This is a genomic window from Bartonella sp. CM86QHHN (assembly GCF_042194695.1).
In the GTDB taxonomy this organism is placed as follows: Bacteria; Pseudomonadota; Alphaproteobacteria; order Rhizobiales; family Rhizobiaceae; genus Bartonella.
On record NZ_JBHIND010000074.1, the window covers coordinates 65,574 to 91,645 of the forward strand.

Annotated in this window: 22 protein-coding genes, 1 tRNA gene and 2 pseudogenes; 10 read left to right on the top strand and 15 right to left on the bottom strand. The window is 35.2% G+C overall.

What is annotated here, in order from left to right; all coding sequences use genetic code 11:
* Positions 1-26 precede the first annotated feature (26 nt).
* The 5 genes from ACFIKX_RS08255 to ACFIKX_RS08275 all read right to left on the bottom strand — a co-directional run bounded on the left by ACFIKX_RS08255 (position 27) and on the right by ACFIKX_RS08275 (position 5,506).
* Positions 27-1,070, bottom strand: a complete 1,044-nt coding sequence (locus tag ACFIKX_RS08255; RefSeq protein WP_375628120.1) for a DNA polymerase III subunit delta' — start codon at positions 1,068-1,070, stop codon at positions 27-29.
* Positions 1,067-1,711 (bottom strand): dTMP kinase, encoded by a 645-nt coding sequence (tmk, locus tag ACFIKX_RS08260; RefSeq protein ID WP_375628124.1) that lies wholly within the window; start codon positions 1,709-1,711, stop codon positions 1,067-1,069. Before tmk ends, ACFIKX_RS08255 begins: the two co-directional genes overlap by 4 nt.
* A gap of 28 nt (positions 1,712-1,739) precedes the next feature.
* The gene (locus tag ACFIKX_RS08265; RefSeq protein WP_375628125.1) at positions 1,740-2,903 is read right to left on the bottom strand and encodes a D-alanyl-D-alanine carboxypeptidase family protein; all 1,164 of its coding nucleotides are present in this window, start codon (positions 2,901-2,903) and stop codon (positions 1,740-1,742) included.
* A 1,088-nt stretch (positions 2,904-3,991) separates the two neighbouring features.
* Positions 3,992-4,891 (bottom strand): septal ring lytic transglycosylase RlpA family protein, encoded by a 900-nt coding sequence (locus ACFIKX_RS08270; protein WP_375610370.1) that lies wholly within the window; start codon positions 4,889-4,891, stop codon positions 3,992-3,994.
* 539 nt (positions 4,892-5,430) lie between these two features.
* Positions 5,431-5,506: transfer RNA gene (locus tag ACFIKX_RS08275), tRNA-Lys, on the bottom strand.
* Positions 5,507-6,710: 1,204 nt separating this feature from the next.
* On the opposite strand from ACFIKX_RS08275, the pseudogene lexA reads away from it, so the two are divergent.
* Together lexA and rimO are read left to right on the top strand one after the other, a co-directional pair.
* Positions 6,711-7,414: pseudogene (gene lexA, locus ACFIKX_RS08280) on the top strand (transcriptional repressor LexA).
* 461 nt (positions 7,415-7,875) lie between these two features.
* A complete protein-coding gene (gene rimO, locus ACFIKX_RS08285; protein ID WP_375611919.1) occupies positions 7,876-9,189 on the top strand; it encodes a 30S ribosomal protein S12 methylthiotransferase RimO in 1,314 nt (437 codons plus the stop codon).
* A 525-nt stretch (positions 9,190-9,714) separates the two neighbouring features.
* Here rimO and ttcA read toward each other — a convergent pair.
* From ttcA to ACFIKX_RS08305, 4 genes and pseudogenes are all read right to left on the bottom strand, one after another.
* Positions 9,715-10,590 (bottom strand): tRNA 2-thiocytidine(32) synthetase TtcA, encoded by an 876-nt coding sequence (gene ttcA, locus ACFIKX_RS08290; RefSeq protein WP_375628128.1) that lies wholly within the window; start codon positions 10,588-10,590, stop codon positions 9,715-9,717.
* A 267-nt stretch (positions 10,591-10,857) separates the two neighbouring features.
* Positions 10,858-11,475, bottom strand: a complete 618-nt coding sequence (rpsD, locus tag ACFIKX_RS08295) for a 30S ribosomal protein S4 (protein WP_273722651.1) — start codon at positions 11,473-11,475, stop codon at positions 10,858-10,860.
* Between the two features lie 170 nt (positions 11,476-11,645).
* Complete coding sequence (murI, locus tag ACFIKX_RS08300; RefSeq protein WP_375628129.1) at positions 11,646-12,473, bottom strand: glutamate racemase; 828 nt, start codon at positions 12,471-12,473, stop codon at positions 11,646-11,648.
* Positions 12,466-13,303 (bottom strand): annotated as a pseudogene (locus ACFIKX_RS08305) (RNA methyltransferase). Before ACFIKX_RS08305 ends, murI begins: the two are co-directional and overlap by 8 nt.
* A gap of 302 nt (positions 13,304-13,605) precedes the next feature.
* On the opposite strand from ACFIKX_RS08305, the gene sfsA reads away from it, so the two are divergent.
* Genes sfsA through radC form a run of 3 tightly spaced genes read left to right on the top strand, consistent with a single transcriptional unit; the run spans position 13,606 to position 15,957 of the window.
* A complete protein-coding gene (gene sfsA, locus ACFIKX_RS08310) occupies positions 13,606-14,322 on the top strand; it encodes a DNA/RNA nuclease SfsA (RefSeq protein ID WP_375611922.1) in 717 nt (238 codons plus the stop codon).
* The gene (gene map / locus ACFIKX_RS08315) at positions 14,315-15,145 is read left to right on the top strand and encodes a type I methionyl aminopeptidase (RefSeq protein ID WP_375611923.1); all 831 of its coding nucleotides are present in this window, start codon (positions 14,315-14,317) and stop codon (positions 15,143-15,145) included. The genes sfsA and map overlap by 8 nt, the downstream gene beginning before the upstream one ends.
* 17 nt (positions 15,146-15,162) lie before the next feature.
* Positions 15,163-15,957: a DNA repair protein RadC gene (radC, locus tag ACFIKX_RS08320; RefSeq protein ID WP_375611924.1), complete on the top strand. Its 795-nt coding sequence runs from the start codon at positions 15,163-15,165 to the stop codon at positions 15,955-15,957.
* A gap of 44 nt (positions 15,958-16,001) precedes the next feature.
* Here radC and ACFIKX_RS08325 read toward each other — a convergent pair whose 3' ends face one another.
* From ACFIKX_RS08325 to ACFIKX_RS08340, 4 genes are all read right to left on the bottom strand, one after another.
* On the bottom strand, positions 16,002-16,214 hold the full coding sequence (locus ACFIKX_RS08325) for a DUF3126 family protein (RefSeq protein WP_375611925.1): 213 nt from the start codon (positions 16,212-16,214) through the stop codon (positions 16,002-16,004).
* A gap of 620 nt (positions 16,215-16,834) precedes the next feature.
* The gene (locus tag ACFIKX_RS08330) at positions 16,835-17,608 is read right to left on the bottom strand and encodes an alpha/beta fold hydrolase (protein WP_375613418.1); all 774 of its coding nucleotides are present in this window, start codon (positions 17,606-17,608) and stop codon (positions 16,835-16,837) included.
* Positions 17,605-18,117 (bottom strand): DUF192 domain-containing protein, encoded by a 513-nt coding sequence (locus tag ACFIKX_RS08335; RefSeq protein WP_375628133.1) that lies wholly within the window; start codon positions 18,115-18,117, stop codon positions 17,605-17,607. Before ACFIKX_RS08335 ends, ACFIKX_RS08330 begins: the two co-directional genes overlap by 4 nt.
* A 251-nt stretch (positions 18,118-18,368) precedes the next feature.
* Positions 18,369-18,944, bottom strand: a complete 576-nt coding sequence (locus tag ACFIKX_RS08340) for a cold-shock protein (RefSeq protein ID WP_273791031.1) — start codon at positions 18,942-18,944, stop codon at positions 18,369-18,371.
* Between the two features lie 323 nt (positions 18,945-19,267).
* On the opposite strand from ACFIKX_RS08340, the gene ACFIKX_RS08345 reads away from it, so the two are divergent.
* The 5 genes from ACFIKX_RS08345 (at position 19,268) to ACFIKX_RS08365 (ending at position 24,124) form a co-directional block, all read left to right on the top strand.
* Complete coding sequence (locus ACFIKX_RS08345) at positions 19,268-20,401, top strand: ABC transporter substrate-binding protein (protein WP_273791030.1); 1,134 nt, start codon at positions 19,268-19,270, stop codon at positions 20,399-20,401.
* 112 nt (positions 20,402-20,513) lie between these two features.
* A complete protein-coding gene (locus tag ACFIKX_RS08350) occupies positions 20,514-21,590 on the top strand; it encodes a branched-chain amino acid ABC transporter permease (RefSeq protein ID WP_375628134.1) in 1,077 nt (358 codons plus the stop codon).
* Positions 21,590-22,648 (top strand): branched-chain amino acid ABC transporter permease, encoded by a 1,059-nt coding sequence (locus tag ACFIKX_RS08355; protein WP_375613416.1) that lies wholly within the window; start codon positions 21,590-21,592, stop codon positions 22,646-22,648. Before ACFIKX_RS08350 ends, ACFIKX_RS08355 begins: the two co-directional genes overlap by 1 nt.
* Complete coding sequence (locus tag ACFIKX_RS08360; protein WP_375611930.1) at positions 22,645-23,427, top strand: ABC transporter ATP-binding protein; 783 nt, start codon at positions 22,645-22,647, stop codon at positions 23,425-23,427. Before ACFIKX_RS08355 ends, ACFIKX_RS08360 begins: the two co-directional genes overlap by 4 nt.
* On the top strand, positions 23,414-24,124 hold the full coding sequence (locus ACFIKX_RS08365) for an ABC transporter ATP-binding protein (RefSeq protein WP_273791026.1): 711 nt from the start codon (positions 23,414-23,416) through the stop codon (positions 24,122-24,124). The genes ACFIKX_RS08360 and ACFIKX_RS08365 overlap by 14 nt, the downstream gene beginning before the upstream one ends.
* Positions 24,125-24,218: 94 nt before the next feature.
* Here ACFIKX_RS08365 and gatA read toward each other — a convergent pair whose 3' ends face one another.
* The gene (gene gatA, locus ACFIKX_RS08370) at positions 24,219-25,703 is read right to left on the bottom strand and encodes an Asp-tRNA(Asn)/Glu-tRNA(Gln) amidotransferase subunit GatA (RefSeq protein WP_375611931.1); all 1,485 of its coding nucleotides are present in this window, start codon (positions 25,701-25,703) and stop codon (positions 24,219-24,221) included.
* Between the two features lie 31 nt (positions 25,704-25,734).
* Complete coding sequence (gene gatC, locus ACFIKX_RS08375; RefSeq protein WP_375606898.1) at positions 25,735-26,022, bottom strand: Asp-tRNA(Asn)/Glu-tRNA(Gln) amidotransferase subunit GatC; 288 nt, start codon at positions 26,020-26,022, stop codon at positions 25,735-25,737.
* Positions 26,023-26,072 lie beyond the last annotated feature (50 nt).

Below are 26,072 nucleotides of genomic sequence, written 5' to 3' on the forward strand. Positions count from 1 at the left end.
TTGTTCATCGCATTGTCACGGAAAAACTAATTCTCATGAATGATCTTATGAACTTTAAAAAGTAAGTTAATAACAAACTGCTTTTTATCGAGATTAAACAGTTGTATTTCCTCTATTTCTTGATGAATCTCCTGCCATTTTTCCGCATATTTTTTTGAGAGAAATAAGTCTCCCTTTTCAACGAGCATGATAGCTTTTTTTTGAATTTTATTAAGAATTTCATCACAAAATTGTTGAAATTGGAATGTAGAAGAAGCAGATGAAAATGTTTGTGCAAGAGTATGTACAATTGTTGCGTTACAAACAGGTTTCTCTAGGAGAGCATCAATTGTTTTAATAACTTCAAGACCGCCATGGCAAATAAGTAAAGCGGCTTTTCGAGGGATTCCTTTAGATTTTTTAATAATCATTTCAATTGTTTTTTCATCAGGTAAATCCTGATCGGCGAAAATATGTATAATAACTTTTTTCATTTCATCGTTATTCAATGGACGAAAAGAAATTTTTTGACACCGTGAATGGATTGTTGGAAGCAATTTTCCTGAAGAATGTGCGATAATAACAAATAACGTTTTTGTAGGTGGTTCTTCAAGTATTTTGAGAATTGCATTTGCTGCATTTCTATTCATATCATCTGCAGAATCAATAATAACAATACGCCATCCATTATCTTGCGATGTTCGACTTAAAAAATGCATAATATCACGGATATCATCAACGAGTATTCCTGTTTTAAACTTTTGCGTTTTCACATCAAATCGACGTGAAATATACAAAAGACCAGGGTGACTTCCTTGTGTAATTTGGCGCCATGGGGTAGAATAAGGATCGGGTTTGAAGAAAGAACTCTGTTGAAAACTTAAAATGTTCCAAGCAAGATGAAAGGCTAATGTAGCCTTTCCAATCCCGTATTCTCCTTCAAATAATAATGCATGATGCAAACGCTCTTCTTTAAGCATTTGTGTCAAAAAATGACGCACATCCTCATGACCAAAGATAACATTGTTCTGGGATGGTGATAAAATTGTATCAATATCATCATATTGGCGTAAGGTATTTAAATTACTCATGAAAGCTGATCCAACAATACCTGATGACAAATATTTTTTATTTGATGAGCAATAGCTTCCACTGAGCCAGTGGCATCAATGACTCGAAATCTATGGGGTTCTTGTTTGGCCAATTGAAGAAAAGCCTGACGTCTTTGTTCTTGAATTTCCAACTGATCTTTTTCAAAATAATCAATTTCTTCTGTTTTTTTTCTTCGTAAATTTGCACGCTTCATACCACACATTGCTGGCATATCTAATAAAAATGTTAAATGAGGCAAAATACCATTGAGCGCAATACACTCTAAAACAGAAAGAAGAGAAGAACTGACTCTATTATTGAGTCCTTGATAAACGCGTGTAGAATCAATAAAGCGGTCACATAAAACGATTTTACCTTTTTGCAAAGAAGGTGCAATAACTTCATGAAAATGGTCAGCGCGTGCAGCTGTAAACAAAACAGCTTCAATCAACGGTCCATACTGTTGCGCCTGCCCCGACAACAAAATATGCCGGATTGCTTCTGCTCCTGGCGTTCCTCCTGGTTCTCGTGTTGTAACAACATCATAACCTTGGTGAGAGAGAAACTCAGCAAGTAAAGAAATCTGCACCGTTTTTCCTACCCCCTCCCCTCCTTCGAATGTAATAAAATAACCTGACACGTATGACCTTAACCTTATTAGCGCGTAACTACAAATATTTCCGTAACCATCCAATTGTTATTTCATAGAATGCATTTTTTACTTTTGCAAAGAAACTTCCTTCCTGAATATTCATTCCGGCAAAAACTGGTTTTTCCAGAAGAATCTTTTTATCTTCTAAAATTTGAATAACACCAACTGATTGCCCAGAAACGATGGGGGCTTTCAATGGACCATGATATTTAATTTTTGCTTTAACATTTACTTTTTTTTCATTCGAAAGCATAAAACTTATTGGTGTTTTAACAATGAGTGGAACAAAATTTTTCTTACCACCGTAAACAGAAGCACGACCAACCGTTTCTTCTTTTGTGAAAATTGTTTTGAGATCAAATGCCGTCATCCCCCATTGAAGAATGCGTTCTATTTCTTTTGTATATTTTTTACCATCTTGCAAACCATTGATTGCTAAAAAAAGACGTCGATGATTTTTAGAAATGGTGGCAACCATTGAAAAACCTTCTTTTTCACTGTAGCCAAAACCAAATCCTTCTACACCAATTTCCTTAGAAATAAGAGGGTTTTTATTACGTTGAAAAATATTATTCCATGTAAAATGAGGCTCACAATAAAGTGCATAATAATCCGGATATTCCTGAACAATATGACGTGCTAATATAATCATATCACGCACAGTTACAAATTGTCCCTCTTCGGGTAGCCCTGTAGCATTAACAAAATGACTCTGAGATAATCCGATTATTTTTGCGCGCTGATTCATCAGTTTTACAAAATGATCTTCATGTCCTGATATTCCTTCAGCAAGAATAATAGCAGCATCATTTCCATTCACAATAATTAAACCACGTAAAAGATCAGAAACACTGATTTCTGTCTTTATCTTTGCAAACATAGTGGTTGTACCGGAAGGTGCTCCACCTTTGCGCCAAGCATTTTCACTGACCTTGAATTTCTGCGTACTTTTTAATAATCCTTTTTTTAATTGATGAAATACAACTTCTGCTGTCATCAATTTTACTAATGAAGCAGGAAAAAAAGGAATATCACTTTGTTTTTCATAAAGTATTGTCTCTGTATCATCATCGAGTAATAACAGTTGTGATGCGGGAGTTTGAAAATCTTGTGCTCTCCCCCACGTATCAAATGCCAATACTCCCCATAATATCAATAAGATCCTTAATGCTGTATACATAGCTGCTCCTCCCATCCCAAAGATCAACATAAAGAATCTTATATAGGAAAAAACTTTTTTATTTCCGCAAATTAAGGAATTATTGACAACTCAAGAAAAGATTTTATTTTTATTCAGCGTTAACAAAAGTAATATGCTGCACTTTTTATCTTCCACGTAGATTCATTTTAATCTTTTAAAGTGTGAGAGACAAAAGATTTTTTCCTATTTTTATTGATAGTATTTTGATTTGTTATGATAAATTATCATTTTAAAATTGAAGCTAACTCAAAATACTGTAAGATTCTCTCATCCCCTCTTCTCATATTGAATTCATTAAAAATCGCTTACTTACGGGTCATAAGTAGGGTTCGTATATGGATAAAAATTATTAAAAAAGAGAGTAAAAATACTTCTTATAAACCTCTCAAGTGTTAAGAATTATCGCACAAAACATTGGGGGCTTGCAAAGTGTATGATGGTGTCGATTTATATCTTCATAAGAGTAAAGATGCTGATGTCTAAAGGCGTTAACAGTTATACCATTCACAGGCGCTGTCGCAAAATAGGCTTGTAGCGTGTTAAAGTATGTCTCTTTTAAATAAGTCCATGAATTGGCAATGTAAGTGTATTTTGTTTGAGACGCTCTGTTTTTCGTGAGGGAACTTACTCCATTAAAGAACATGATAAACAAAAGCATGAGATAATGCATAATCTTTTCATAAGATATTACCGTAGATACTTTAGAAAGATGCAAGGCCGAATCAAAAGAAAATATTTTTTTACTTGTTAAGCTTTTTATTCCTCTCAAATCGAGAGTACAAGTTGTTTTAGAGATTACACAAACAGACTGACACAATAATTTACCTTCGTCTAGCAAAAGCTATTACAGCAAGAAAAGTACACGCTTTATTAAGCAAGCAATATCATAAAACGACGAATAGACCAGCAATGGAGTGGAAAGGCCGTACTGAATTTATAATAATAGAACCCAACCACGCTTTTTGAAAAGGACAAAGCGCTTTAAGATAAAAATCCTACACTAAATCCGTAATTTCTTACCTTTTTTACTAGAAAATTATATAGATAAAAAATCAATGCATTTTTTCTTAAAACAGTTGTAGCCAATTAACCTTTGTTTTTTTGTTTAGCTTATTTATAGAAGCAACTTGATCGAATGGTATCGGCTTATCAACCATGATAGGACCAATTTCTGGCAATTTAACTGCAACAGTTTTATTACGTTGTTCTTGTTCAACAGCAGCTGCTTTAGCTAATTCTTTTTTGTTCCTTGTATTGCGCTGCTCTTTTAACAAAACAGTTTCTCTTTTTTTCGCAACATTTTCCGACGCTAATGAATATGGGGCAGCATTTCCAGGAGTATAAGAGGACATTAAATATGCAGCATCATAATAGCCAACAGGTGCTTCAGCAATATATTCTACTTTAACATCTGCGACCCCCCTATCTACATACCCCAATATTGCCGCAGCTTGCCTTGATAAATCAATGATTCTGTCTTTCATAAAAGGTCCGCGATCATTCACTCTAACAACGATTGAAGACCCATTTTTCAAATTAGTAACACGAGCATAGCTAGGTAAAGGCATTGTAGGATGAGCAGCAGTCAAAAGATTCATGTCATAAATTTCACCGTTGGCAGTTAAACGTCCATGAAAATCTGAACCATACCATGATGCTTCGCCAACACGTTTATAAGTTGGATCACTTTGAGGATAATACCACTTTCCTTTTATTTGATAAGGTTTACCAACAATCGCTCGTCCACGCTTTTTTTCTTCCGATTGATTCTTCTTATTAGATACTTGTTGAGGTAGTACAGAAGTGTTTACGTTAATTGGTTTATTATGATAGGAATCTTTTATTGAAAAATTCATAGTTTGGCTTGCGCAACAAGATACCAGTGACTGAGAAATGACGATCATAGAAAACAATTGAAGTGTTGGTTTAATCATAAAAGTAATTTTCTTTTTTCTATTTGAAGGCATCTATTCAGTCCACTTATTTCTGTTAAGTACTACTTGTAAAAACCACGTCACGCTTTTTGTACGCAACGGAAGAATTTACGTTTTTAAATGATTCCCCTCGCGCATATACCACTCTTGAATTGGCCCCTTCTATCAAGAAATTAACGTATTGTTAACCTTTTTATGGTTTTCATACAAAATAAATGTACTATAGTAGATGTTAAAAAGATTAAAATTTAAACAAATCAACATCTTATAGAAAATTCATTTCATAATATAAGTGTGAATAAGTGGTGATTTTAGCAACTGTTTTGCGAATCATGTAATGCAGTGGGTATTAAAAACCACCTATGGATTGAGAAAATTAGAAACCGCATGTGCTGCCAACGCAGGTACAACCCTATCCGTAAGTTTGTTGAAAATGGAGACAGCATAGCACCGCTCTATTCCAAAAACAGCTGATAGAAAATGACAGACTATAGAATCGATAAAAACTTCAAAAAGAATCAAAACAAAAAAGATTCTTAAATTTTTTATAGCCTATTGATATTACTTAAATTTGGTGAGCGCGCAGGGATTCGAACCCTGGACCTACTGATTAAAAGTCAGTTGCTCTACCAGCTGAGCTACGCGCTCTCACACAAGCTATCTAGTTTGCAGAAAGTGAAGGGAACATACGGTTGACTTTCCATTTGGTCAACACCTTTTGGAAAAAATATTATTATTTTCTTCAGTTATCAATAATTTTCCGTTTTCGCCCCTTTACTTCATCATTGTATAAGTACTCTTTAATCTTCTTTTTGAAGTTTCAATAAAGGAAAAATTTCACTGCAAAATATTGCATAGATTCGAAGCGTTAAAATTATGAGCAATACCCCCTTCCCCTCACATGGGTTGTTGAGCATAATGGGTAGAGAAGAAAAAATACCTTTTATTATAATATTATTTTTATATCTTTATATTTTAGTGTTTAATTTTCAAATATGAATACAGCTTTATAAGATAATATATTGATTTATAATAATTTATTATTTTTCACTTGAGTGAGAAGTCTCAAATACTGTAAGCTTATCTCATTTCAAATCTTTTTTATATTGAAACAATAAAAAGCATTTTCTTGACCAATATAAGTGAGAGAATAAAACTATAAAAAAGAAATGAAAATACCTTTTATGCCTCCTTTCAATAATCAAAATTTATCGTAACATTAGGGTTCATGAAAATAGTATATAGCAGTTGACACGTTAGACCTGAAAATGGAACAATGAGCAACAATGGCATTTTGAGAGTATAATTTTATTTATGCATAATGAATATATAACGAAAGCCAATTTATCCTATAGAATAAAGTAGATATGAAGCAAAATTTAGTCTCATTGAAAATATCCCGAATGACTATAAATTGTGCTCACTATTAGAGCTGTAGATAATTTTACTAAGAATAAAAAAGCAGAAATAATATGCAGTATGTAAAATGATTTTAAATACCCATAGAGAGTTCTAAATATATAGAATGCCTTCTATTTAACTTTTTTATATCAGAAATTACAAAACATGTAGATATATTTTTAGAAGAAAAGGATAATACTGGTCATAAAATTTGGTGTTATATAATTCAGTCAGAACTATAAAGTATTTTATACATTATTTAATATTAATGTAGCTATATAGCTATATAAATAATAATTTAAATATATCTATAAATAAAAATATTGCTTTATTAAACGATAAGATCAAAAACAAAGAAAATAATTTTGATTTGGCGATAAAAATTGTAAAAGTGTTATATATACATGTATTTTTACTTTACTAATTTTTATTATTTTGATTGGAATATTGAATGCTAACATGTAAACAGTATGAGCTACTCTTGTTTATTCATAACCATATAAAAGAAACTGGTGTTCCTCCTTCTTTTGAAGAAATGAAAAATGCATTAGAGCTTTCTTCAAAGTCTGGTATTCATAAGCTCATTATAGCCTTAGAACAAAGAGGTTTTATACGTCGTTTGCCCAATCGTGCTCGTGCTGTGGAGGTGATTCGACTTCCTGAGAAAATAACATTTAACCTTTCTTTAGCACGTAAAATTTCTCCCAGTATAATAGAAAGAAATAAAAGGGAAATATCAAAAAGCTTGAGTCCCTTTGATGAAGAAGAAAAAAAAATATCACCATTCCTATTATGGGACGTATTTCTGCAAGCGTACCCGCCTCTGCTATACTGCAACAAATAAACAGCCTTTCTCTTCCACTCGATATGGTTAATACAGGTGAGCACTACGCATTAGAAGTTAAAGATGATTCTATGATGGAGGCTGGTATCTTTGATAAAGATACGATCATTGTAAAACGTCAAAATACAGCAATAACAGGTGAAATTATTGTTGCGTTTATTGATAAAAAAGAAGCCACATTAAAACGTTATCGACGCAAAGGAGCTTCTATTGCATTAGAAGCCGCAAATCCTCATTATGAAGTACGGACATACGAATCCGAGCGTATAGAAATACAAGGAAAACTTACCGGACTTATTCGCAAATATTAAAAAATAAACCTTATAGTACGCGATAGATATCGCAATAAGAAGCTGTTGAGTATTTTTTTTATTGTGCCACACGCAATTGACTTCTTCTCCACAGCCAAAGGATGCCCCCAATTCGGTTTATAAACAATCCAGATCCTTATCGAGCAGGTTTCACTTTCCCTTCCCTCCATGTTCTTCACTTAATGCAAGGCTTGACAAGTAAGTTTTAAAATATTCACCACGTACTTTGAAAAGAACTTAAATGCTTTGAAGGAAGCTGTCTTATATCATCATCCTCAATAACGGAATTTTACGATATAATAAGACAAAATTGTATGCATGCATAAAAACACATAAAATTTTGTAGAAAAAAATCAAATAACTTTGTAACAGATTGTATTGCATAGGTATAAAAATAAAGAACATTATTTTTAAATTAATAAAAGCGTAACTCAATCATTCATAGTAATTGTAGGATCATCATGGTAGCACCTCGTATTAGTTTTGTCTCCCTCGGATGCCCAAAAGCACTCGTAGATTCTGAGCGAATTATTACACGCCTTCGCTCTGAAGGGTATGAGATTTCACGTCAACATCAAGGAGCTGATGTCGTTATTGTGAATACCTGTGGTTTTCTTGACTCGGCAAGGAGAGAATCATTAGCCAATATTGATGAAGCTCTTAAAAAAAATGGAAAAGTTATTGTAACAGGGTGTCTTGGTGCTGATCCTGATGCTATTCGCCAAACATATCCTAATGTATTGGCTATTACAAAACCGCAAGCTTATGAAAGCGTTATAGAAGCTGTTCATACAGCAATTCCTCCTGTTCATGATCCTTTTCTTGATTTAGTTCCTCCCCAAGGTATTCGTTTAACACCTCGCCATTACGCCTACTTAAAGATTTCTGAAGGATGCTCTAATCGGTGTAGTTTTTGTATCATCCCTACTTTGCGTGGTGATCTCACTTCACGTCCCATCAGCGATGTTCTTCGTGAAGCTGAAAAACTCGTGCAAGCGGGTGTAAAAGAACTTTTGGTTATTTCACAGGATACGAGTGCTTATGGTGTTGATCTTAAATATCTCGAAAATTCTTGGAAAGATCGTACAATCAAAACTAAATTCTTTGATCTTTGTCGCGAACTAGGCGATATGGGTATTTGGGTACGTATGCATTACGTTTATCCTTATCCCCATGTTGATGAAGTTATCGAACTTATGGCTGCAAAAAAAATTCTTCCTTATCTGGATATACCTTTTCAGCATGCATCACCAACTGTTTTGCGTCACATGAAGCGTCCCGCACTTATGGAAAAAACAAACCGTAAAATTGAAAAATGGCGGAAAATATGTCCAGATCTTACTTTGCGATCAACATTTATCGTTGGTTTTCCTGGTGAAACGAATGAAGATTTTAATATACTTCTAGAATGGCTAGAAGAAGCAAAAATTGAACGCGCGGGGTGCTTTAAATATGAAGAAGTAAAAGGAGCTGCCGCAAATGATTTGGGATTAGAAAATATTCCTGAAGAGGTGAAAGAAAACCGCTGGCATCGTTTTATGGCAAAACAACAACAAATTTCTACACATCTTTTAAAGAAAAAAATTGGAAAAAGACTCCGAGTGCTTATCGATGAAAGTCAAGGAAAAGTTGCCAAAGGACGTAGTCAGTACGATGCTCCAGAAATAGATGGTGTTGTCCATATATCATCACGACGCCCACTGCGTGTTGGTGAATTTGTCACCGTTAAAATCGAACAATCGGATGCCTATGACCTTTATGGTATAGCAGTTTAAAAATTTAACTCCTTCCCTGTCCTCAATGATGAAGATTTCTATCAGCATTGGTTTATAAAAAAGCGATTTTTCATAACAAGAACCGATCATGTAACTCACTTCATGAGAATTTACGAGCAATCCTTACTCTGAGTGTTTGCTATACACTCCCAAAATACCAAGCAGTTATATATTCTCTTAATTTAATGCCTTAAATGACGGTGACGGCGGCGCAACAGAATAAAATAAAATCCACAAGGTACACCATTTTTAATTAACAAAAGAGCAAATCGACAATCGTACTATTTTCCTATTTTTGATATTGCGACAGTCATTGGTTAGTGAAAGGAAACTTTTTTCAAGAGTGTTTTATGCACACAAGAATTTCCTTTGTGATATGCAAACGGATATTTTTTATGGAAGCAATATAAGAGAATTTGAAACAAAACAATCTGACGATATTTAAATGAAAAAAATAAATTATCATTATAAATAAGTATCTTATCTTAAACTCTTTAAACTTATTTTTAAAATATCTAATTTTTATTAACACGTTTTAAAATCAAAGAATTTCTTATCAAGCAAATGACTTGGGCGTACATTTGTTAAAGCGCGAATCATCGTATCTTTACGTCCTGGCATTTGTCTTTCTATATTTTTCAGCATTTCTTTCATTGCATTACGTTGTAATCCATCTTGACTACCGCAAAGATTACAAGGAATAATTGGAAATTGCATTTCTTGAGAAAATTTTTCCATATCTTCCTCAGCAGCATAAACAAGAGGACGTAATACAAAAAGATCTCCTTCATCATTTTTAAGTTTTCCAGGCATGGCAGCTAATCGGCCACCGTGAAACAAATTCATAAAAAATGTTTCTAAAACATCATCACGATGATGACCTAAAACTAATGCAGAACATCCCTCTTCACGTGCAATACGATAGAGATTACCACGTCGTAATCGAGAACAAAGTGAACAATATGTCTGCGACTCTGCCAATTTATCTGTAACAATGGAATAAGTATCCTGATATTCAATACGATATGGAATTTTATAAGAACTTAAAAAGTCTGGAAGAATATGCTTAGGAAATCCTGGGTGCCCTTGATCAAGATTACAGGCTAGAATTTCAACGGATAAAAGACCTCGCCACTTTAAGTCTAAAAGAAGCGCTAATAAACCATAAGAGTCTTTTCCACCCGATAAAGCAACAAGCCATTTTTTCCCTGTAGAGAGCATAGAAAAATCATCCAAAGCTTGTCGCATATGACGTAAAAGTCGTTTGCGCAATTTATTAAATTCTACGCTTGAAGGAGCAACACGAAACATTGGATGACAATTATCTGCTTCGCTTATTAAAGGATCATCTCTCCCTTTGTTTTCTTCTATTGCCTGATATTCAACTGAAACATCATTCATAATACCATATCCTGCACAATAAACGGCTCGTTTTGCAAAGATAAAAACAAATATTAAAGCAAGCTTACATTTATGTTTTTTGAATTTATAAATTAGATACACAAAAAAGAAATGGAACTATACAAATTTATGACTATAAAACATAGCAATAAACTTAATATAGAACCATTTACAAAAAGAACTTATTAACTTCAAATATTGTAAGAATAACATAATATTTTGAAGTTATCATAATAGAAGAGAGAAACAATTTCTCTTACAGAAAAATTATCGAGAATAAAATTCAACAACCAGATTAGGTTCCATTTGCACAGCATAAGGAACATCTGCAAAAGCAGGAATACGTGTAAAGGTTGCTTTCATCTGTTTATGATCTGCTTCAATATAATCAGGGACATCACGTTCTGCCAATTGCACTGATTCTAACACTAAAACAAGTTGTTTCGATTTTTCCCGAACCTCAATAACATCACCGGGTTTACAACGATAAGATTGAATGTTTGTGCGCCGCCCATTGACATTAACATGACCGTGATTGATAAATTGGCGAGAAGCAAAAATCGTAGGTACGAATTTTGCACGATAAACAACAGCATCCAAACGTGATTCTAACAGACCGATAAGATTTTCACCAGTATCTCCCCGTCGACGAGCAGCTTCTTCATAGGTTTTATGAAATTGTTTTTCTGAAATATCTCCATAAAACCCTTTCAATTTCTGTTTAGCGCGCAACTGCACCCCATAGTCAGAAAGTTTTCCTTTACGACGCTGTCCATGCTGACCTGGACCATAATCACGACGATTGACAGGAGATTTTGGACGCCCCCAAATATTTTCTCCCATACGACGGTCAATTTTATACTTTGTTGTTTCGCGTTTACTCATCGCATTTCCTTATAAAATAAAACACGAGATCTTAAGACCCCAAGGAAACGCGCCCTCCTCTGCCTTTAAATACTAAAGACTGACAGAATACCTTAACATATCAATATGCAAAGTTATCCACGGGACACGTCAATTAATGCTATTTTCTTGAAAAAATAGCTAGATCATCATTATTGGTCTCGTAACCCAAAGTCAACTCCTTTCATGAGTTTTAAGCCAAATCCTTTAAACAAATTCTCCGTTAAAGAAGTGATATTTTTTGATGTCAACAACGCAAAATCTTGATATTTCTTTATATATTGATGGTGTATCTTTCCCGACAATGGTAATAAAGATCTGGTATGTTTGGCGATCGCTTTCGCCGGATCAATCCACTCAACGGACCATAAAGCATGTTCACGAAAGAAATTAATCAAAAAAGGATAATGTGTGCAGGCTAAAACAATAACATCCGTATATTGTCCATTTTTTTCCACAAAACATGGCAAGATTTCTTTTCTTAACTCTTCTGAATCGATAGATTTTCCCCGTAAATAATCTTCAGCAAGTCCAGCCAGCTTTTTACTTCCCACAAGCTGAACATGACACTGTCCAGCAAAAGAGTTAATTAATTCATTTGTATAAGCACGTTTAACTGTTCCAGGAGTCGCTAATACGGAAATAAAACCAGATTTTGTTTGTTCAGCAGCTGATTTAATTGCAGGAACCGTTCCTACAAAAGGGACATGAGGAAAATTCTGTCGTAAATCTGCTATCATCAGTGTAGAAACAGTGTTGCAAGCAATCACACATAAAGCTGGATTGTAGCGTGTTAAAAGATTTGTAAAAATCTTCAAAATACGCTCTTTCAAAATATTTTCTTTCCAATTTCCATAAGGAAATCCTGCATCATCAGCAACATAGATAAATTGCATGTCGGGGATAAGAATACGCGCTTCCCTGAACACTGTTAAACCACCAATACCGCTATCAAAAAAAAGAACAGGTCGTTCATCCATTAGTTTTCACACTTATTTTTAATTTTTTTACGATCACGCTCTTCCGGTGCTCTACTCCCCCGTGGATATTGTGGCGAAAAATGATCCAAAGAAGATATAATGCCTCGCAATAAACGAACCTCAGGTTCACTAAAGTTAGCGCGCGTAAAAACAGAGCGCAAATTTGCAAGCATTACTTCTTTACGTTCTGGTGGTCTAAAATACCCACGGATATTCAAAGCCTCTTCTAACTGAGATAAAAAACCATGGAATATTGTTTTATTTGCAGGTTCCATCTCTGCTGCACGAAATGCCGTATCGCTGACATTCTCTAAACCAGCTTTCATCCATTCGTAAGACATTAAAAGAACCGCTTGCGCAATATTAAGTGACGCAAAAGCAGGATTAGCTGGAAAAGTAATAATTTCATCAACAAGGCTGATTTCATCATTTTCTAGTCCCCATCTCTCTCTTCCAAAGACAATCCCAGTCTTATGTCCGATACTTTCACGCTGACGTAATACGCTTGCTGCTTCGACAGCACTTTTTACAGTTTTAAATCCACATCTTTCACGTGCTGTTGTGGCAAAAACATAGTGTAAATCTGCAATTGAATCACGCAATGTGTTAAAAATCACAGCATTGTTAATGACATGATCAGCTTTACTCGCAGCAGCTCTAGCTTTTTCATTTGGAAACATCTCTCGAGGATTGACTAATCGAAGCTTAGAAAGCCCAAAATTTGCCATTGCCCTTGCGACCATACCAATGTTTTCAGGAAGCTGCGGTTCAACTAAAATAATAATGGGACCATTTGTTAAATTTTCACGATTCCTATTCGTTCCTGCCATCAATTTTACCTAGTTTCACTTAAACTATCTCCCTCTCCACTATTTTTACGAAACCTTTTTCACAATACTCTAATGCTGTTTAATAATAACTTATAGATAATCTATCTTTTCATTCAAAGATAATAGTTTCTAAACCTAATAATAAATTTTAAAAGCCATTAAAGTGAACGATGGAATTTATAACAATTTATATAAGATATCGTAGCGTTTTTTACATCAATTTTATCTTTTTTAATAGGGAACAGCCCCTATAAATCATAATCTCAGTTGAATTATGAAATCATAAATCCTAAAAAAGGGATATGCACTTTATTCCCAAACTTTTTCCTGCAAAGCTTATCCGTCGTTATAAACGTTTCCTTGCGGATGTTCAACAAGATGATCAGCATGTCCTCACCGTGTCTGTACCTAATACAGGATCAATGCTTGGATTAACAGCTTTCAACACCAATATTTGGCTTTCTTATCATAACAACATCAAACGAAAATATGCCTATCAATTAGAAATTATTGAAGCCGATAATACTTTGGTTGGTATTAATACTTCTTTACCCAATAAACTTGCGTTAGAAGCAATTCAAAACGGATTACTACCAGAATTAAATGGATATAAAACAATTTTAAAAGAACAACGCTATGGGACACAATCACGAATTGACTTTCTTTTACGTGATGACATTCTTCCTGATTGTTACCTAGAAGTCAAAAATGTTCATTTTATTCGTCAGAAAGGATTAGCAGAATTTCCTGATAGCGAAACAAAACGTGGTGCACGTCACCTTGATGAGCTCATAGGAGTTGTACAACAAGGAAAACGAGCTGCTATGCTTTATATTATTCAACGAGAAGATTGCTCAGCTTTTACAATTTGTCATGATCTTGATCCACTCTATGGACGTAAGTTTGATTTAGCATTAAAATCAGGAGTAGAATGTTATGCTGTAAAGTGTCATGTAAGTGTAGAAGGCATTTTTCCGATTCAGAGAGTAAAAATAGAAAATAGAAGAAACAATGACTGAGTATATCGAATATAATAAAATCCCTTTAAAATTTAATGGAAAAATCCGCATTTTCGATGATTATGCTTTTGCTAAAATGCGTGAAGTTGGTCGTATTGCTGCAGAATGCCTTGATGCGCTTACAGATATTATTAAGCCGGGCGTTACTACGCAAGAAATAGATGATTTTGTATTTATTTTTGGAGCTAAGCGAGGAGCACTTCCTGCTGATCTAAATTATCATGGATACAGCCATTCATGCTGTACATCTATCAATCACGTTGTCTGCCATGGCATTCCCAATAAAAGACCTTTGCAAGAAGGTGATATTGTAAATGTTGATGTAACCTTTATCCTTGATGGTTGGCATGGGGATTCAAGCCGAATGTATCCTGTTGGAAAAATTAGGCGTGCCGCAGAACGCTTGCTAAAAATAACCTATGAAAGTCTTATGCAAGGAATCGCTGTCGTTAAGCCTGGAGCAACGACAGGTGATATTGGGGCAGCCATTCAACAGTATGCAGAATCTGAACGCTGTTCAATTGTGAGAGATTTTTGCGGACATGGTATCGGCCAGCTTTTTCATGATGCTCCCAATATTCTCCATTATGGAAATCCTGGAGAAGGAGTTGAATTAAAACAAGGTATGATGTTTACAATTGAGCCTATGATTAACCTTGGTAAACCACAAGTTAAGATTTTATCTGACGGTTGGACTGCTGTTACCCGTGACCGCTCTCTGACAGCACAATATGAACATACAATTGGTGTTACAAATGAAGGGTATGAAATATTTACACAATCTCCTAAAAATATTTTTTATATTCCAAATTCCCATACCTAACGCAATGTAGAGATGTTATGGCTAAAAAATTAAAACAAAAGGAAGATACTCAAAGTAATCACTTTGCATTAACATCGAGTTCTCCACTCACCCCAGTATCAGAAAGAAAAAGTGAAGAGCCTCAGAAAAACGCACAGCTTCATAAACATTATCAAGGCCATCGTGAACGTCTTCGGAAGCGCTATTTAAAGTCAAAAGGAAATGCAATTGAAGATTATGAATATCTTGAATTATTGCTTTTTCGCACAATACCCCGTGCAAACACAAAACCCATAGCTAAAAATTTGATAGCGCGTTTTGGTTCATTAGCTGATGTGTTGGGAGCGGATATTCACCGACTTCAAGAAATTCCAGGATGTGGTCCCGCCACTGCAGTTGATTTAAAAATTATTTCAGATGTTGCTGGACGTCTTGCTCGTGCGCAATTGTTTAAGCGCGATATTTTTTCATCATGGGATAAAGTGTTAGCGTATTGTAAAGCTGTTATGGCTCACGAAACACGTGAACAGTTTCGTATTTTGTTTCTTGATAAGAAAAACGGCTTACTTGCTGATGAGGTGCAACAAACTGGAACCATTGATCATACCCCTGTTTATCCTCGTGAAGTTATTTCTCGAGCTTTAGAGTTATCCGCATCAGGACTTATCTTAGTCCACAATCACCCTTCTGGCGATTCCACCCCCTCTAATGCAGATATAACAATGACATATAGATTAAAAGATGCAGCAAATGCATTAGGCATTATTATCCATGACCATCTTATTATTGCACGAAATAACCATACGAGTTTTAAAGCGTTAAAACTTATATAAATCTTATGGGATAAAAAAGACTTCATTCAACTATGAATAACGAATCAATTTTCTAAATCAATATCTAATATAGCCATTGAGAAATTATAGGAGAGCTCATCTTCATCTTCATCTCGATAGATAATGCCTAAAAACTCATCTCCCATATAAACCTCACAAGAATCACTCTTTTTAGGACGTGCTCTGACTTGCAATGCTGAGTTTTGGAATATATTTCTAAAATAATTATCAAGTTTTTTTATTTCATCAGCATTCACTATGCTCTCCTGTTTTTTTGAAACGATTAAAATAATTGCGTGTCGTGCAAATAAGACACTCTTATGATTCTGTAAAGTCAGTAAAAAAGCATAATCTGAATATTTACTTAATATTACATATATTCACAACGTTCTTTATACATTCATAAAGAACGTTTACAAAAGGAGTCTATCATTATTAAATATACCCGTATAGATTAAAAAATGGCAAAAAAAAACTGTATATTTTTAATAATTTTACTTTATCTCCAATTTTAGCATCTGTATTTAAAATGCATATTCGTAAGAATAAATTGATCAATAATTTATAATTTTGTTTATTTTATAAAAAATACAAATAAAAATATTTTTTTATTTAAAACTACATTTTTTAGCAAAAAATATTTATTACATCATTCGAAAATAATTCTTTTTAATAACCTTTAAAGTATAATTATCTAATCTTAGAAGAATTACCTCTCTGGAAAATATACAAAATAAGCTAATAAGAGTTTATTTTTCTTTTCATTTTTTATAAAAACTTACGTCATAACAGAAAGATTTTTTAATAAGCTTTTTTCAATTTATACGAAATAAAAATATTGGGTATTTCTGTAAATTCTAAAAGCTATGAAGAGTTCTTATTTTATAGGATAACGAGAAAGAAAATCGATAACGCCTTTTTTATAAACTTTATCGCCTACAGCAAGCATATGATCTCGATCAGGAATTGATAAAGCTTCACCACAAGGCAACAAGGCTGCCAATGGCTCTGCATCACCGCCAATTTCATCTAATGAACCAACGGCAACAAGTGCTGGTTGTTTGATTTTGTAAACTTCAGACGCCGTTAACTCCTGTTTTGATGTAATGATACAAGCAGCAAGAGCACGCCTATCGCTTTTCGTTTGATCTGCAAATTTACGGAACATTAAACCGCGCGTATTGGTAATAGTGGAAATATCTTCTGCTAAAAGGGCCTCAGCAACGGGCTCCCAATTTCCTGCTCCCGTCACCATACCAATACCTAAACCACCAAAAATAACACTGTGTACATATGTTGGATGCAAAAGAGCCATGAAAGCACTAATACGAGCCCCCATAGAATATCCCATAACATGGGCTTTAGATAACTCTAAATGCTGCAGTAACTTTACTGCGTCGCCAGCCATAGCTTGAGGTGTATAAAAGATAGGATCATAACTTTTAACTGAATCTCCGTGACCGCGATTATCAAGAGCAATAACACGATATCCTGCTTCCGTGAGAATACGAAACCAACCTGTTGCATACCAATTCACCCGTGCAGAAGATCCAAAACCATGGATCAACAAAACAGGAGCGCCTTGTCCTTCTTCTCGATAAGCAAATCGCAAACCATTATATTCAAAAAAACGAATATCTTCAGCGGTCATTTTTTATTGCACTTTCCACAAAGTACAGGATGAATAACACGTTGTCCTTTTTGTATCTGTTTTTCAGAAACTTCACCAGCATTAATTTCAAGTGCAAAAGCTGCAGGAACTTCTGATGAAATGGTATTTGTTGAAAATGGAGAAGTATTTTCAATAATCGATACAATAATTCCCTCAGAGTTTAAGAAAATCATATCTAAAGGTAAAGGCGTATTTGCCATCCACATAAAAATTTTCTGCTCATCTCCCGATGGATAACTTTTTAGCTGCTTAAAGAGCATTGCACGATCGCGTGGAAAATCAGTTCGATACATTAAACCAGCTGCTGCTTGAGATGGCGTAAAAGCAATCTCTACCTTATAAAAAACCGGACCTTGCTTTGTATGTATTTCTAAAGGAATCGGATGCACAGGAATCTCTATGGGCTCCTTTGCTACAACAACACGCATATCTAACATAAAAAGCATCACCAATAAAACAATATACTCCTTTTTAAAAGGCTTTAACATTCTTGTCTCCACCAGAGAAAAATTTTAAATTTTGTTTATAAAATAAAAAGTACCAGAGTTTAAAAGTCAAAAAACAAGAGAATTGCTTCCTTGTTATTTTCTAGTTTCTTTCAACGTAATATGCACAATTTTCTTCATTTGGTTTATGGATTCACGAGAGCTATATTTTCTTTAAAAATCTACTTCTATAGCAATTTATGAAACAATCACCTTTAAAAATATAGAAAACACACTGATTTCACTCGTGAAATTTAATGCGTAGCTAAAGGAATGCCTATATCCGGATAAATCTCTGCTGTCATTAAACCTTTTTCTCCTTTACCAAAACGTACAAGAACAACTTGACCCGAACGAAGCTCTGCTAAACCAAAACGGCGCAATGTTTCCATATGAATAAAAATATCTTCCGTTCCTTGCCCACGGCTAAGAAAACCGTATCCTTTGTCACGATTAAACCATTTAACAATTGCTCGTTCTAGTCCACTTTCTGGAGTAACAACAACATGGGTACGGGCTGGAACTTCTGATGGATGGATTGCTGAAGAACAATCTATGGATTTCACCTGAACGCACTTTAATCCTCGTTCAGTTTTTTCCACAGCACAAATGACTTTAGCTCCCTCCAAAGCTGTTTGAAAACCATCCCTTCGCATTACTGTAACATGCAATAATATATCGGGGAAATGAGGTAAATCAGGTACAATAAATCCATACCCCTTACTACCATCAAACCACTTAATGACACCACTGATTTCGATAATCTCCCCACAAGCACCTATACTATCCTCAGATGGGGAACAATCCTTTAATGCATCCTTACTCGTCATAATAACGTGATCCTGTAGCTTATAAATTGTACGATATTGATTCTCTAGGTTTAAGTAAACATTGCTCTTGTATCAACACGCAAGCCCCAAGATAAGATTTCCCCACATTGTCGTATCTTCTATGTTAATGTCAGAGAATATCAACGTGAATATTTATAAAACTATTTGATTGTACACTTTACATACCTTACAAGAAGTGCCCTACAAAAGAGATCATATAAAAGTTTTTTTACATAATGATATTTTGATTAATGTGTAACTTGCATGATGAAGAAGTTCAATATAAGGTGAAAAAACGACAATTCAATTAAGGAAAATGCGCAATGCAATTGAAGAAAATCCTTACGATAATCGCAGCATTTATGGCATTTACAGCAAATGTTTATGCGAGTGAACCTATTAAGATTGGTGTTTATCTTCCATTAAGTGGTCAAAATGCATTTGGAGGTCAGCTTGAAATTAGAGGTATAGAATTAGCCCATAAAAAAGTTCCAGAAATTTTAGGACGTAAAGTAGAACTTGTTATTATTGATAATAAGTCTGATAAAGTAGAAGCGGCTAATGCTGTTATGCGTTTAACAGCAAGTGAAAAAGTGAGTGGAATCATTGGTAGCTATGGTTCTTCGCTCTCGTTAGCAGGTGGTGAAATATCTGAAAAGGCAAAGACTCCAACCATTGCAACGTCCTCAACAAGTCCCCTTGTTACACAGGGTAAAAAATATTACTTTCGTGCTTGCTTTATTGATTCCTATCAAGGAGTAGGAATCGCAACTTATGTAAGCCAAACTTTACACGCAAAAAAGGCTGCTATCCTTAAAGATATTTCAAGCGATTATGCTATTGGTCTTGCAAGTTATTTTACGCGTGCTTTCAAAAAATTAGGTGGTGAAGTTATCTCAAATTTAAATTATAATTCTGGAGATCAGGACTTTTCAGCTGTTCTCACGCAAATTATCGCCCAGAAACCTGATATCTTATTCATTCCATCTTACTTTTCTGAAGGTGCTATCATCATGAAACAAGCACGAGAATTAGGGGCTAAGTTTCAAATTATGGGTGGAGATGCTATGGATAATCCAGAAACCATTACGATTGCAGGAAAAGCTGCAGAAGGTTTCTTACATACGACACTTCCCTATAGTGAGGATATGCCAAATATGTCAGTAGCTGCGCAAGAATTCACAAAAGAATGGAAAAAAGCTTACCCAGACAAAGAGCCAAATATCAATTCTGTTTTGGGATACACGAGTTATATGATGTTCATGAAGGCTATTGAAAATGCTGGTAGCACTGATCGTGAAAAAATTACTATCGCACTTAGCCAATTAAAAGATTTTCCTACCCCCTTTGGGGATATGTCAATGGATGAAAATCATAATCCTAAAATTCCTATTGGTATCATTAAAATACAGGATGGAAAACGTGTTTATTTAGAAGAAGTTAAACCTGCTTTTTAATTAAAAAGTTTTACTTACTAAAATGCAAAAATTGGTTGAGGATTTTTTTCTCAACCAAATTTAGAAATTTCTTATTGTCCTATGTAAATTAACAAATGTGGAAGGATGAGAGATGAGCACTGAAATGTTCATCCAGTACTTTTTTAATGCACTGGCATTGGGATCTCTTTATGGGCTTATTGCTATTGGCTACACCATGGTCTACGGTATACTGAGACTCATTAATTTTGCTCACGGTGATATCTTTATGCTGGGAGCATATTTTGTTTTCTTTTCCACAATTGGCTTTATGCCTGCTTGGGCAGCTTTTCTTCTTTTGTTCCTTGCTGCTCTTGTTTATTATTCGGTCTTTATAGGCTTTAAAAGGCGTCCTCCAATTTATTGGATTGCTGCTTTTTTAATTCTTGCGCTAGGATTTGTTTATTATTTTAAAATTTCCCCGCAAGACTTTACACCGATTTGGGTTTTAGCTCTTTGTTTTTCCATTTTTATTACAAGTGCTGTGGGTGTTGCTGTTGATCAATTTGCTTATAAACCTCTACGCCATGCTCCGCGTATTTCGGCACTTATCGGTGCAATTGGTGTTTCTTTTTTTATTGAAAATCTTGCTACTGTACTCTTTAGTGGTGTTCCGAAAGGTGTACAACAGCCAGATTTTCTTGTAACACCATTTTTATGGCATCTAGGATCAGGAGCAGATGCTATCATTAGAATTGCTCCCATGTCTCTGATCGTTCCCGTTGTGTCATTAATTCTTATTTTATTACTGTTATGGATTATCCATAAAACAAAACCGGGTCTTGCTATGCGCGCAATCTCCCATGATATTGAAACAACACGTTTGATGGGGGTGTCTGTCAATAAAGTTATTGCGTTTACATTTGGAATAGGCTCAGCTCTTGCCGCCATAGCAGGCATTATGTGGTCTTTACGTTATCCTCAAATTCAGCCTTATATGGGTGTTCTTCCTGGTCTCAAAGCATTTATTGCTGCTGTTATCGGAGGTATTGGTTCGATACCAGGGGCAATGTTGGGAGGATTATTATTAGGGTTTATTGAAATTATGATTATCGCATTTTTCCCCGCGCTATCTGGATATCGAGATGCCTTCGCTTTCATTTTATTGATTCTGATTCTATTGATATTGCCCACAGGATTAATGGGTAAAAGAAATCAGGAGAAAATCTAATGGCAAAGTCAGCGACAACTGTTTTATCGTGTATAAGTGTTTTAGTTCTCATAGGTTTTTTATTTTATGCTGATAGCCATTTTAATGACTATACGCTTCGTATCATCAATCTGATTGCTATTAATGCGATATTGGCAATTTCGCTTAATTTGATTTACGGTTTCACAGGTATGTTTTCTCTTGGACATGCTGGATTTATGGCTATTGGTGCTTATGTTTGCGCAATTTTACTTCTTTCCCCTGAACAAAAAGAAATGATGTGGATTCTTGAGCCTATTGCTGAACCATTATATCATTTGCAGTTACCTTTTTTTATCGCTGTTGTCGTAAGTGGTTTGTGTGCTGCTGTTGTAGGTTTATTAATTGCTTTACCAATATTGCGTCTTGGTGGCGATTATCTTGGAATTGCAACATTAGGTTTTGCGGAAATTATTCGCATTGTCATTACGAACGCAACATCGCTCACAAATGGCTCTTTGGGAATCAAAGGAATACCTCAAAATGCAACATTATGGTGGAACTATGGTTGGCTAGCATTTACAGTTCTCTTTATTGTCCTCTTACTGCAAAGTAATACTGGTAACGTATTACGTGCTATTCGTGATGATGAAATAGCTGCGAAAACTATGGGAATTAATGCTTTTTTCTACCGTAGTTTTTCCTTTACTGTTGGAGCATTTTTTGCAGGTATAGGTGGCGCATTAATGGCGGCTCTTATTTCAACCATTGATCCAAAAATGTTTAATTTTCTTCTGACTTTTAATATTTTAATGATTGTTGTTGCTGGTGGTCTCGGTTCAATTACAGGGAGCATTATTGGCAGCATTATTATTACAGTCATGCTTGAATGGCTTCGTATTATTGAAAGTCCATTTGACTTAGGTTTTATACATATTCCAGAAACCCCAGGGCTTCGTATGGTTGTTTTTTCTCTTTTATTGCTGGTAATTATCTTGTTTTGGAGAAAAGGGTTAATGGGACAACGAGAATTTTCATGGAATGGAATTTATAGCTTTTTGACACGCAAAAAGCTTTCTAATACTGAGGGAAAGCTATGAACGACAATATCCTTTCACTCAATAATATTGTAATGCGTTTTGGCGGATTAGTTGCTGTAAATAATGTTAATATGGCAATTAAACGAGGAAGTATTACTGGATTAATTGGTCCCAATGGTGCTGGAAAAACAACAGTTTTCAATATGATTTCTGGATTTTATGCTCCTACAAGCGGCATCATTCTTTTTGATGAGAAAAAAATTTCTGGAGCGTCTCCTTATATTATCTGTAGAAGCCATATTGCCAGAACATTTCAAAATATTCGTCTTTTCTCAGGGTTAACGGTTTTGCAGAATGTTATGGTAGGAGCGCATGTTCGACAAAAATATCCTTGGTTTTCTTCAGCTCTCTTTTTTTCAAAAGCAATAAAAGAAAAGAAGGAAGTTTATAAAAATTCCTTGGAGCTCCTTGAACAGCTACAACTTGATCATCTTGCCAATCAATCGGCAACAGCTTTACCTTATGGTGTGCAACGACGTCTAGAAATTGCACGTGCGTTAGCCACAAAGCCCAAATTGCTTCTTCTTGATGAACCTGTTGCTGGCATGAATCCACAAGAAAGTGAAGATCTTAGAAAATTCATAGCAAAAGTGCAAAAAGACTTTGATCTTACAATTCTTCTTATTGAGCACGATATGAAAGTGGTTATGGGGCTTTGCCAACATATTTTGGTTATGGAATATGGCTGTTGCATTGCCAGTGGTACACCAGATGAAATTCGTAATAACCCTAAAGTTATTGAAGCTTATCTTGGCGGAGATGTTTATGGATATTCTTAAAATAAAAAATCTTTACGTTCATTATGGCGCCATTAAAGCTGTCCAAAATCTTTCTATGTCCATAAAGCGGGGCAGTATTGTCACTTTAATTGGAGCCAATGGTGCAGGAAAAAGCAGTATTGTACGTTCTATTACAGGGCTTAATCGCTCTGTTTATGGAGAAATTACCTATAATGGCAAATCTATTATTAAAAAATCACCAGAAGAGATTTTGCGATTAGGGATTGCTCTAAGCCCTGAAGGACGACGTATCATGCCCCATCTCACTGTTTTAGAGAATCTTCATCTCGGCGCTTATATTCGTCACGATAAGCAGGGAATTTCCCGTGATATTGAATGGATATTTGACCTTTTTCCGCGCCTACGTGAAAGAGCAAAACAGTTGGGAGGAACAATGTCAGGTGGTGAACAACAGATGGTTGCTGTGGGCCGTGCACTCATGAGCAATCCTGATATGGTCATATTAGATGAACCCTCGTTGGGGTTAGCACCACTTCTCGTTCGAGAAATTTTTTCGATTATTCGAAAAATTAATGATATGGGGAAAACTGTTCTTCTTATTGAACAAAATGCATTTGCTGCACTTTCCATAGCTGACTATGCTTATATTTTAGAGGTAGGACATATTTTATTTCACGGTGAAGGAAAAACTATGCTCTCTGATTCGCGTGTTAAAGAAGCCTATCTTGGTGGGTAAGACTACGAATTAAGGAAATAGAGCTCATCCCTCCACCATTTAAAAAAGCATTTCTCATTAAGGATGAGAAATGCTCCTTTGTGAATTTTGACTATTACATCCACCATTTTTCTGCACTGAATATTCCTGCTTCTTGTTCAATAATGTGCGCTATCTGAAAAATGACTTCTTCAGAAAAAGGTTTACCAATCAATTGCAATCCTAGAGGTAAACCATTTGATGACAGACCAGCAGGAACAGAAATTCCTGGTAATCCAGCCATATTAACTGGTACAGTAAAAATATCATTAAGATACATTGCTACAGCATCATTTTTTATTTTTTCATCAGCAATACCAAAAGCAGATGTTGGTGTTGCTGGTGTCAAAATAGCATCAATGCCTGAAGCAAAACATTGATCAAAATCACGTTTTACGAGTGTTCTTACTTTTTGAGCTCTTAAATAACAGGCATCATAATAACCTGATGAAAGAACATAAGTCCCAACCAGAATGCGCCGTTTGACTTCATCACCAAAACCAACAGAACGCGTATTTTCATACATCTCAATGATGTCTTTCCCAGGCATGCGCAAACCAAAACGCACACCATCATAACGCGCTAAATTAGAAGAGGCTTCTGCAGGAGCTATAATGTAATAAGAAGGTAGAGCATATTTTGTATGGGGCAAAGAAATATCTTTAATCTCAGCACCTGCTTCTTTTAACCAATTTATTCCTTTTTGCCAAAGCTCAATAATTTCTGGAGACATTCCATCCACATGATATTCTTTTGGAATACCGATTTTCATTCCTTTGATTGATTGACCAAGATAACTTTCATAATCAGGAACTGGTAAATTGACGGAAGTAGAATCTTTTTCATCAAAAGAGGCCATTGATCTGAGTAAGATAGCACAATCACGAACATCTCTAGCAACAGGTCCAGCTTGATCAAGAGATGAAGCAAACGCGACAACGCCCCATCGCGAACAACGTCCATAAGTTGGCTTTATTCCTACAGTTCCAGTAAAAGCTGCTGGTTGACGTATTGAGCCACCTGTATCGGTTGCAGTTGCACCAGCACAAATTTGTGCAGCAACAGCGGCTGCGGATCCCCCCGAAGAACCACCGGGTACGAGTTTTTCATTTGAGCCTTTTTTTCTCCATGGACTAATAACGGGACCATAATATGATGTTTCGTTGGATGAGCCCATAGCAAACTCATCCATATTAAGTTTTCCTAACATCACAGCACCATCTTGCCATAAATTAGCCGTGACAGTTGATTCATAGTGCGGTTTAAAACCATCAAGGATATTTGAACAGGCTTGAGTATGAACACCATAGGTTGCAAAAAGATCTTTAATCCCCAAGGGAATTCCTTCCAAAAGCCCTCCCTGCCCTTTCGCCAAGCGACTGTCTGATTCAGCAGCCATTTTCATTGCCTGTTCTGCTGTTATTGTTACATAAGCATTCAAAGTTGGATTCGCCAACTCTATTGCTTGTAAATAAGCTTCCGTTAATTCTGTTGCTTTGAGATTTTTCTTTGTTAGAGCATCACGAGCTTGCGCAATTGTGAGAGTTGTTAAATCAGTCATATTGGTTCTCAAATTTCAAAAATATAAAAAGTTACTCAACAATTTTTGAGACAAGAAAAAAATTTTCTTCTGTAACAGGGGCATTGGCTACAATATCTGCTGCTTTATCGCCATCTGTAACACTATCTTCACGCATTCGTAGAGTCATCGGCATCACAGATGTTAATGGCTCAACTCCACTGACATCAACTTCATTCAATTGCTCTACAAAACCTAAAATAGCATTGAATTTTTTTGTCACAGGTTCTATCTCATCATCGTGGAGGGCAATCCTTGCTAAATGTGCTATCCGCTTGACTGTCTCTTGATCAACAGACATACTCTTTACGCCTTTCTGCTTTTTTGTTTATTTATTTGATCTTTATTCTG

Bases quoted from the DNA above. Each gene is read 5' to 3' on its own strand.
- ACFIKX_RS08255 (WP_375628120.1), bottom strand. From the start codon at position 1,070: ATGAGTAATTTAAATACCTTACGCCAATATGATGATATTGATACAATT.
- ACFIKX_RS08265 (WP_375628125.1), bottom strand. From the start codon at position 2,903: ATGTATACAGCATTAAGGATCTTATTGATATTATGGGGAGTATTGGCA.
- ACFIKX_RS08270 (WP_375610370.1), bottom strand. From the start codon at position 4,891: ATGCCTTCAAATAGAAAAAAGAAAATTACTTTTATGATTAAACCAACA.
- rimO (WP_375611919.1), top strand. From the start codon at position 7,876: ATGGTAGCACCTCGTATTAGTTTTGTCTCCCTCGGATGCCCAAAAGCA.
- ttcA (WP_375628128.1), bottom strand. From the start codon at position 10,590: ATGAATGATGTTTCAGTTGAATATCAGGCAATAGAAGAAAACAAAGGG.
- rpsD (WP_273722651.1), bottom strand. From the start codon at position 11,475: ATGAGTAAACGCGAAACAACAAAGTATAAAATTGACCGTCGTATGGGA.
- murI (WP_375628129.1), bottom strand. From the start codon at position 12,473: ATGGATGAACGACCTGTTCTTTTTTTTGATAGCGGTATTGGTGGTTTA.
- sfsA (WP_375611922.1), top strand. From the start codon at position 13,606: ATGCACTTTATTCCCAAACTTTTTCCTGCAAAGCTTATCCGTCGTTAT.
- map (WP_375611923.1), top strand. From the start codon at position 14,315: ATGACTGAGTATATCGAATATAATAAAATCCCTTTAAAATTTAATGGA.
- radC (WP_375611924.1), top strand. From the start codon at position 15,163: ATGGCTAAAAAATTAAAACAAAAGGAAGATACTCAAAGTAATCACTTT.
- ACFIKX_RS08330 (WP_375613418.1), bottom strand. From the start codon at position 17,608: ATGACCGCTGAAGATATTCGTTTTTTTGAATATAATGGTTTGCGATTT.
- ACFIKX_RS08335 (WP_375628133.1), bottom strand. From the start codon at position 18,117: ATGTTAAAGCCTTTTAAAAAGGAGTATATTGTTTTATTGGTGATGCTT.
- ACFIKX_RS08340 (WP_273791031.1), bottom strand. From the start codon at position 18,944: ATGACGAGTAAGGATGCATTAAAGGATTGTTCCCCATCTGAGGATAGT.
- ACFIKX_RS08345 (WP_273791030.1), top strand. From the start codon at position 19,268: ATGCAATTGAAGAAAATCCTTACGATAATCGCAGCATTTATGGCATTT.
- ACFIKX_RS08350 (WP_375628134.1), top strand. From the start codon at position 20,514: ATGAGCACTGAAATGTTCATCCAGTACTTTTTTAATGCACTGGCATTG.
- ACFIKX_RS08355 (WP_375613416.1), top strand. From the start codon at position 21,590: ATGGCAAAGTCAGCGACAACTGTTTTATCGTGTATAAGTGTTTTAGTT.
- ACFIKX_RS08360 (WP_375611930.1), top strand. From the start codon at position 22,645: ATGAACGACAATATCCTTTCACTCAATAATATTGTAATGCGTTTTGGC.
- ACFIKX_RS08365 (WP_273791026.1), top strand. From the start codon at position 23,414: ATGGATATTCTTAAAATAAAAAATCTTTACGTTCATTATGGCGCCATT.
- gatA (WP_375611931.1), bottom strand. From the start codon at position 25,703: ATGACTGATTTAACAACTCTCACAATTGCGCAAGCTCGTGATGCTCTA.
- gatC (WP_375606898.1), bottom strand. From the start codon at position 26,022: ATGTCTGTTGATCAAGAGACAGTCAAGCGGATAGCACATTTAGCAAGG.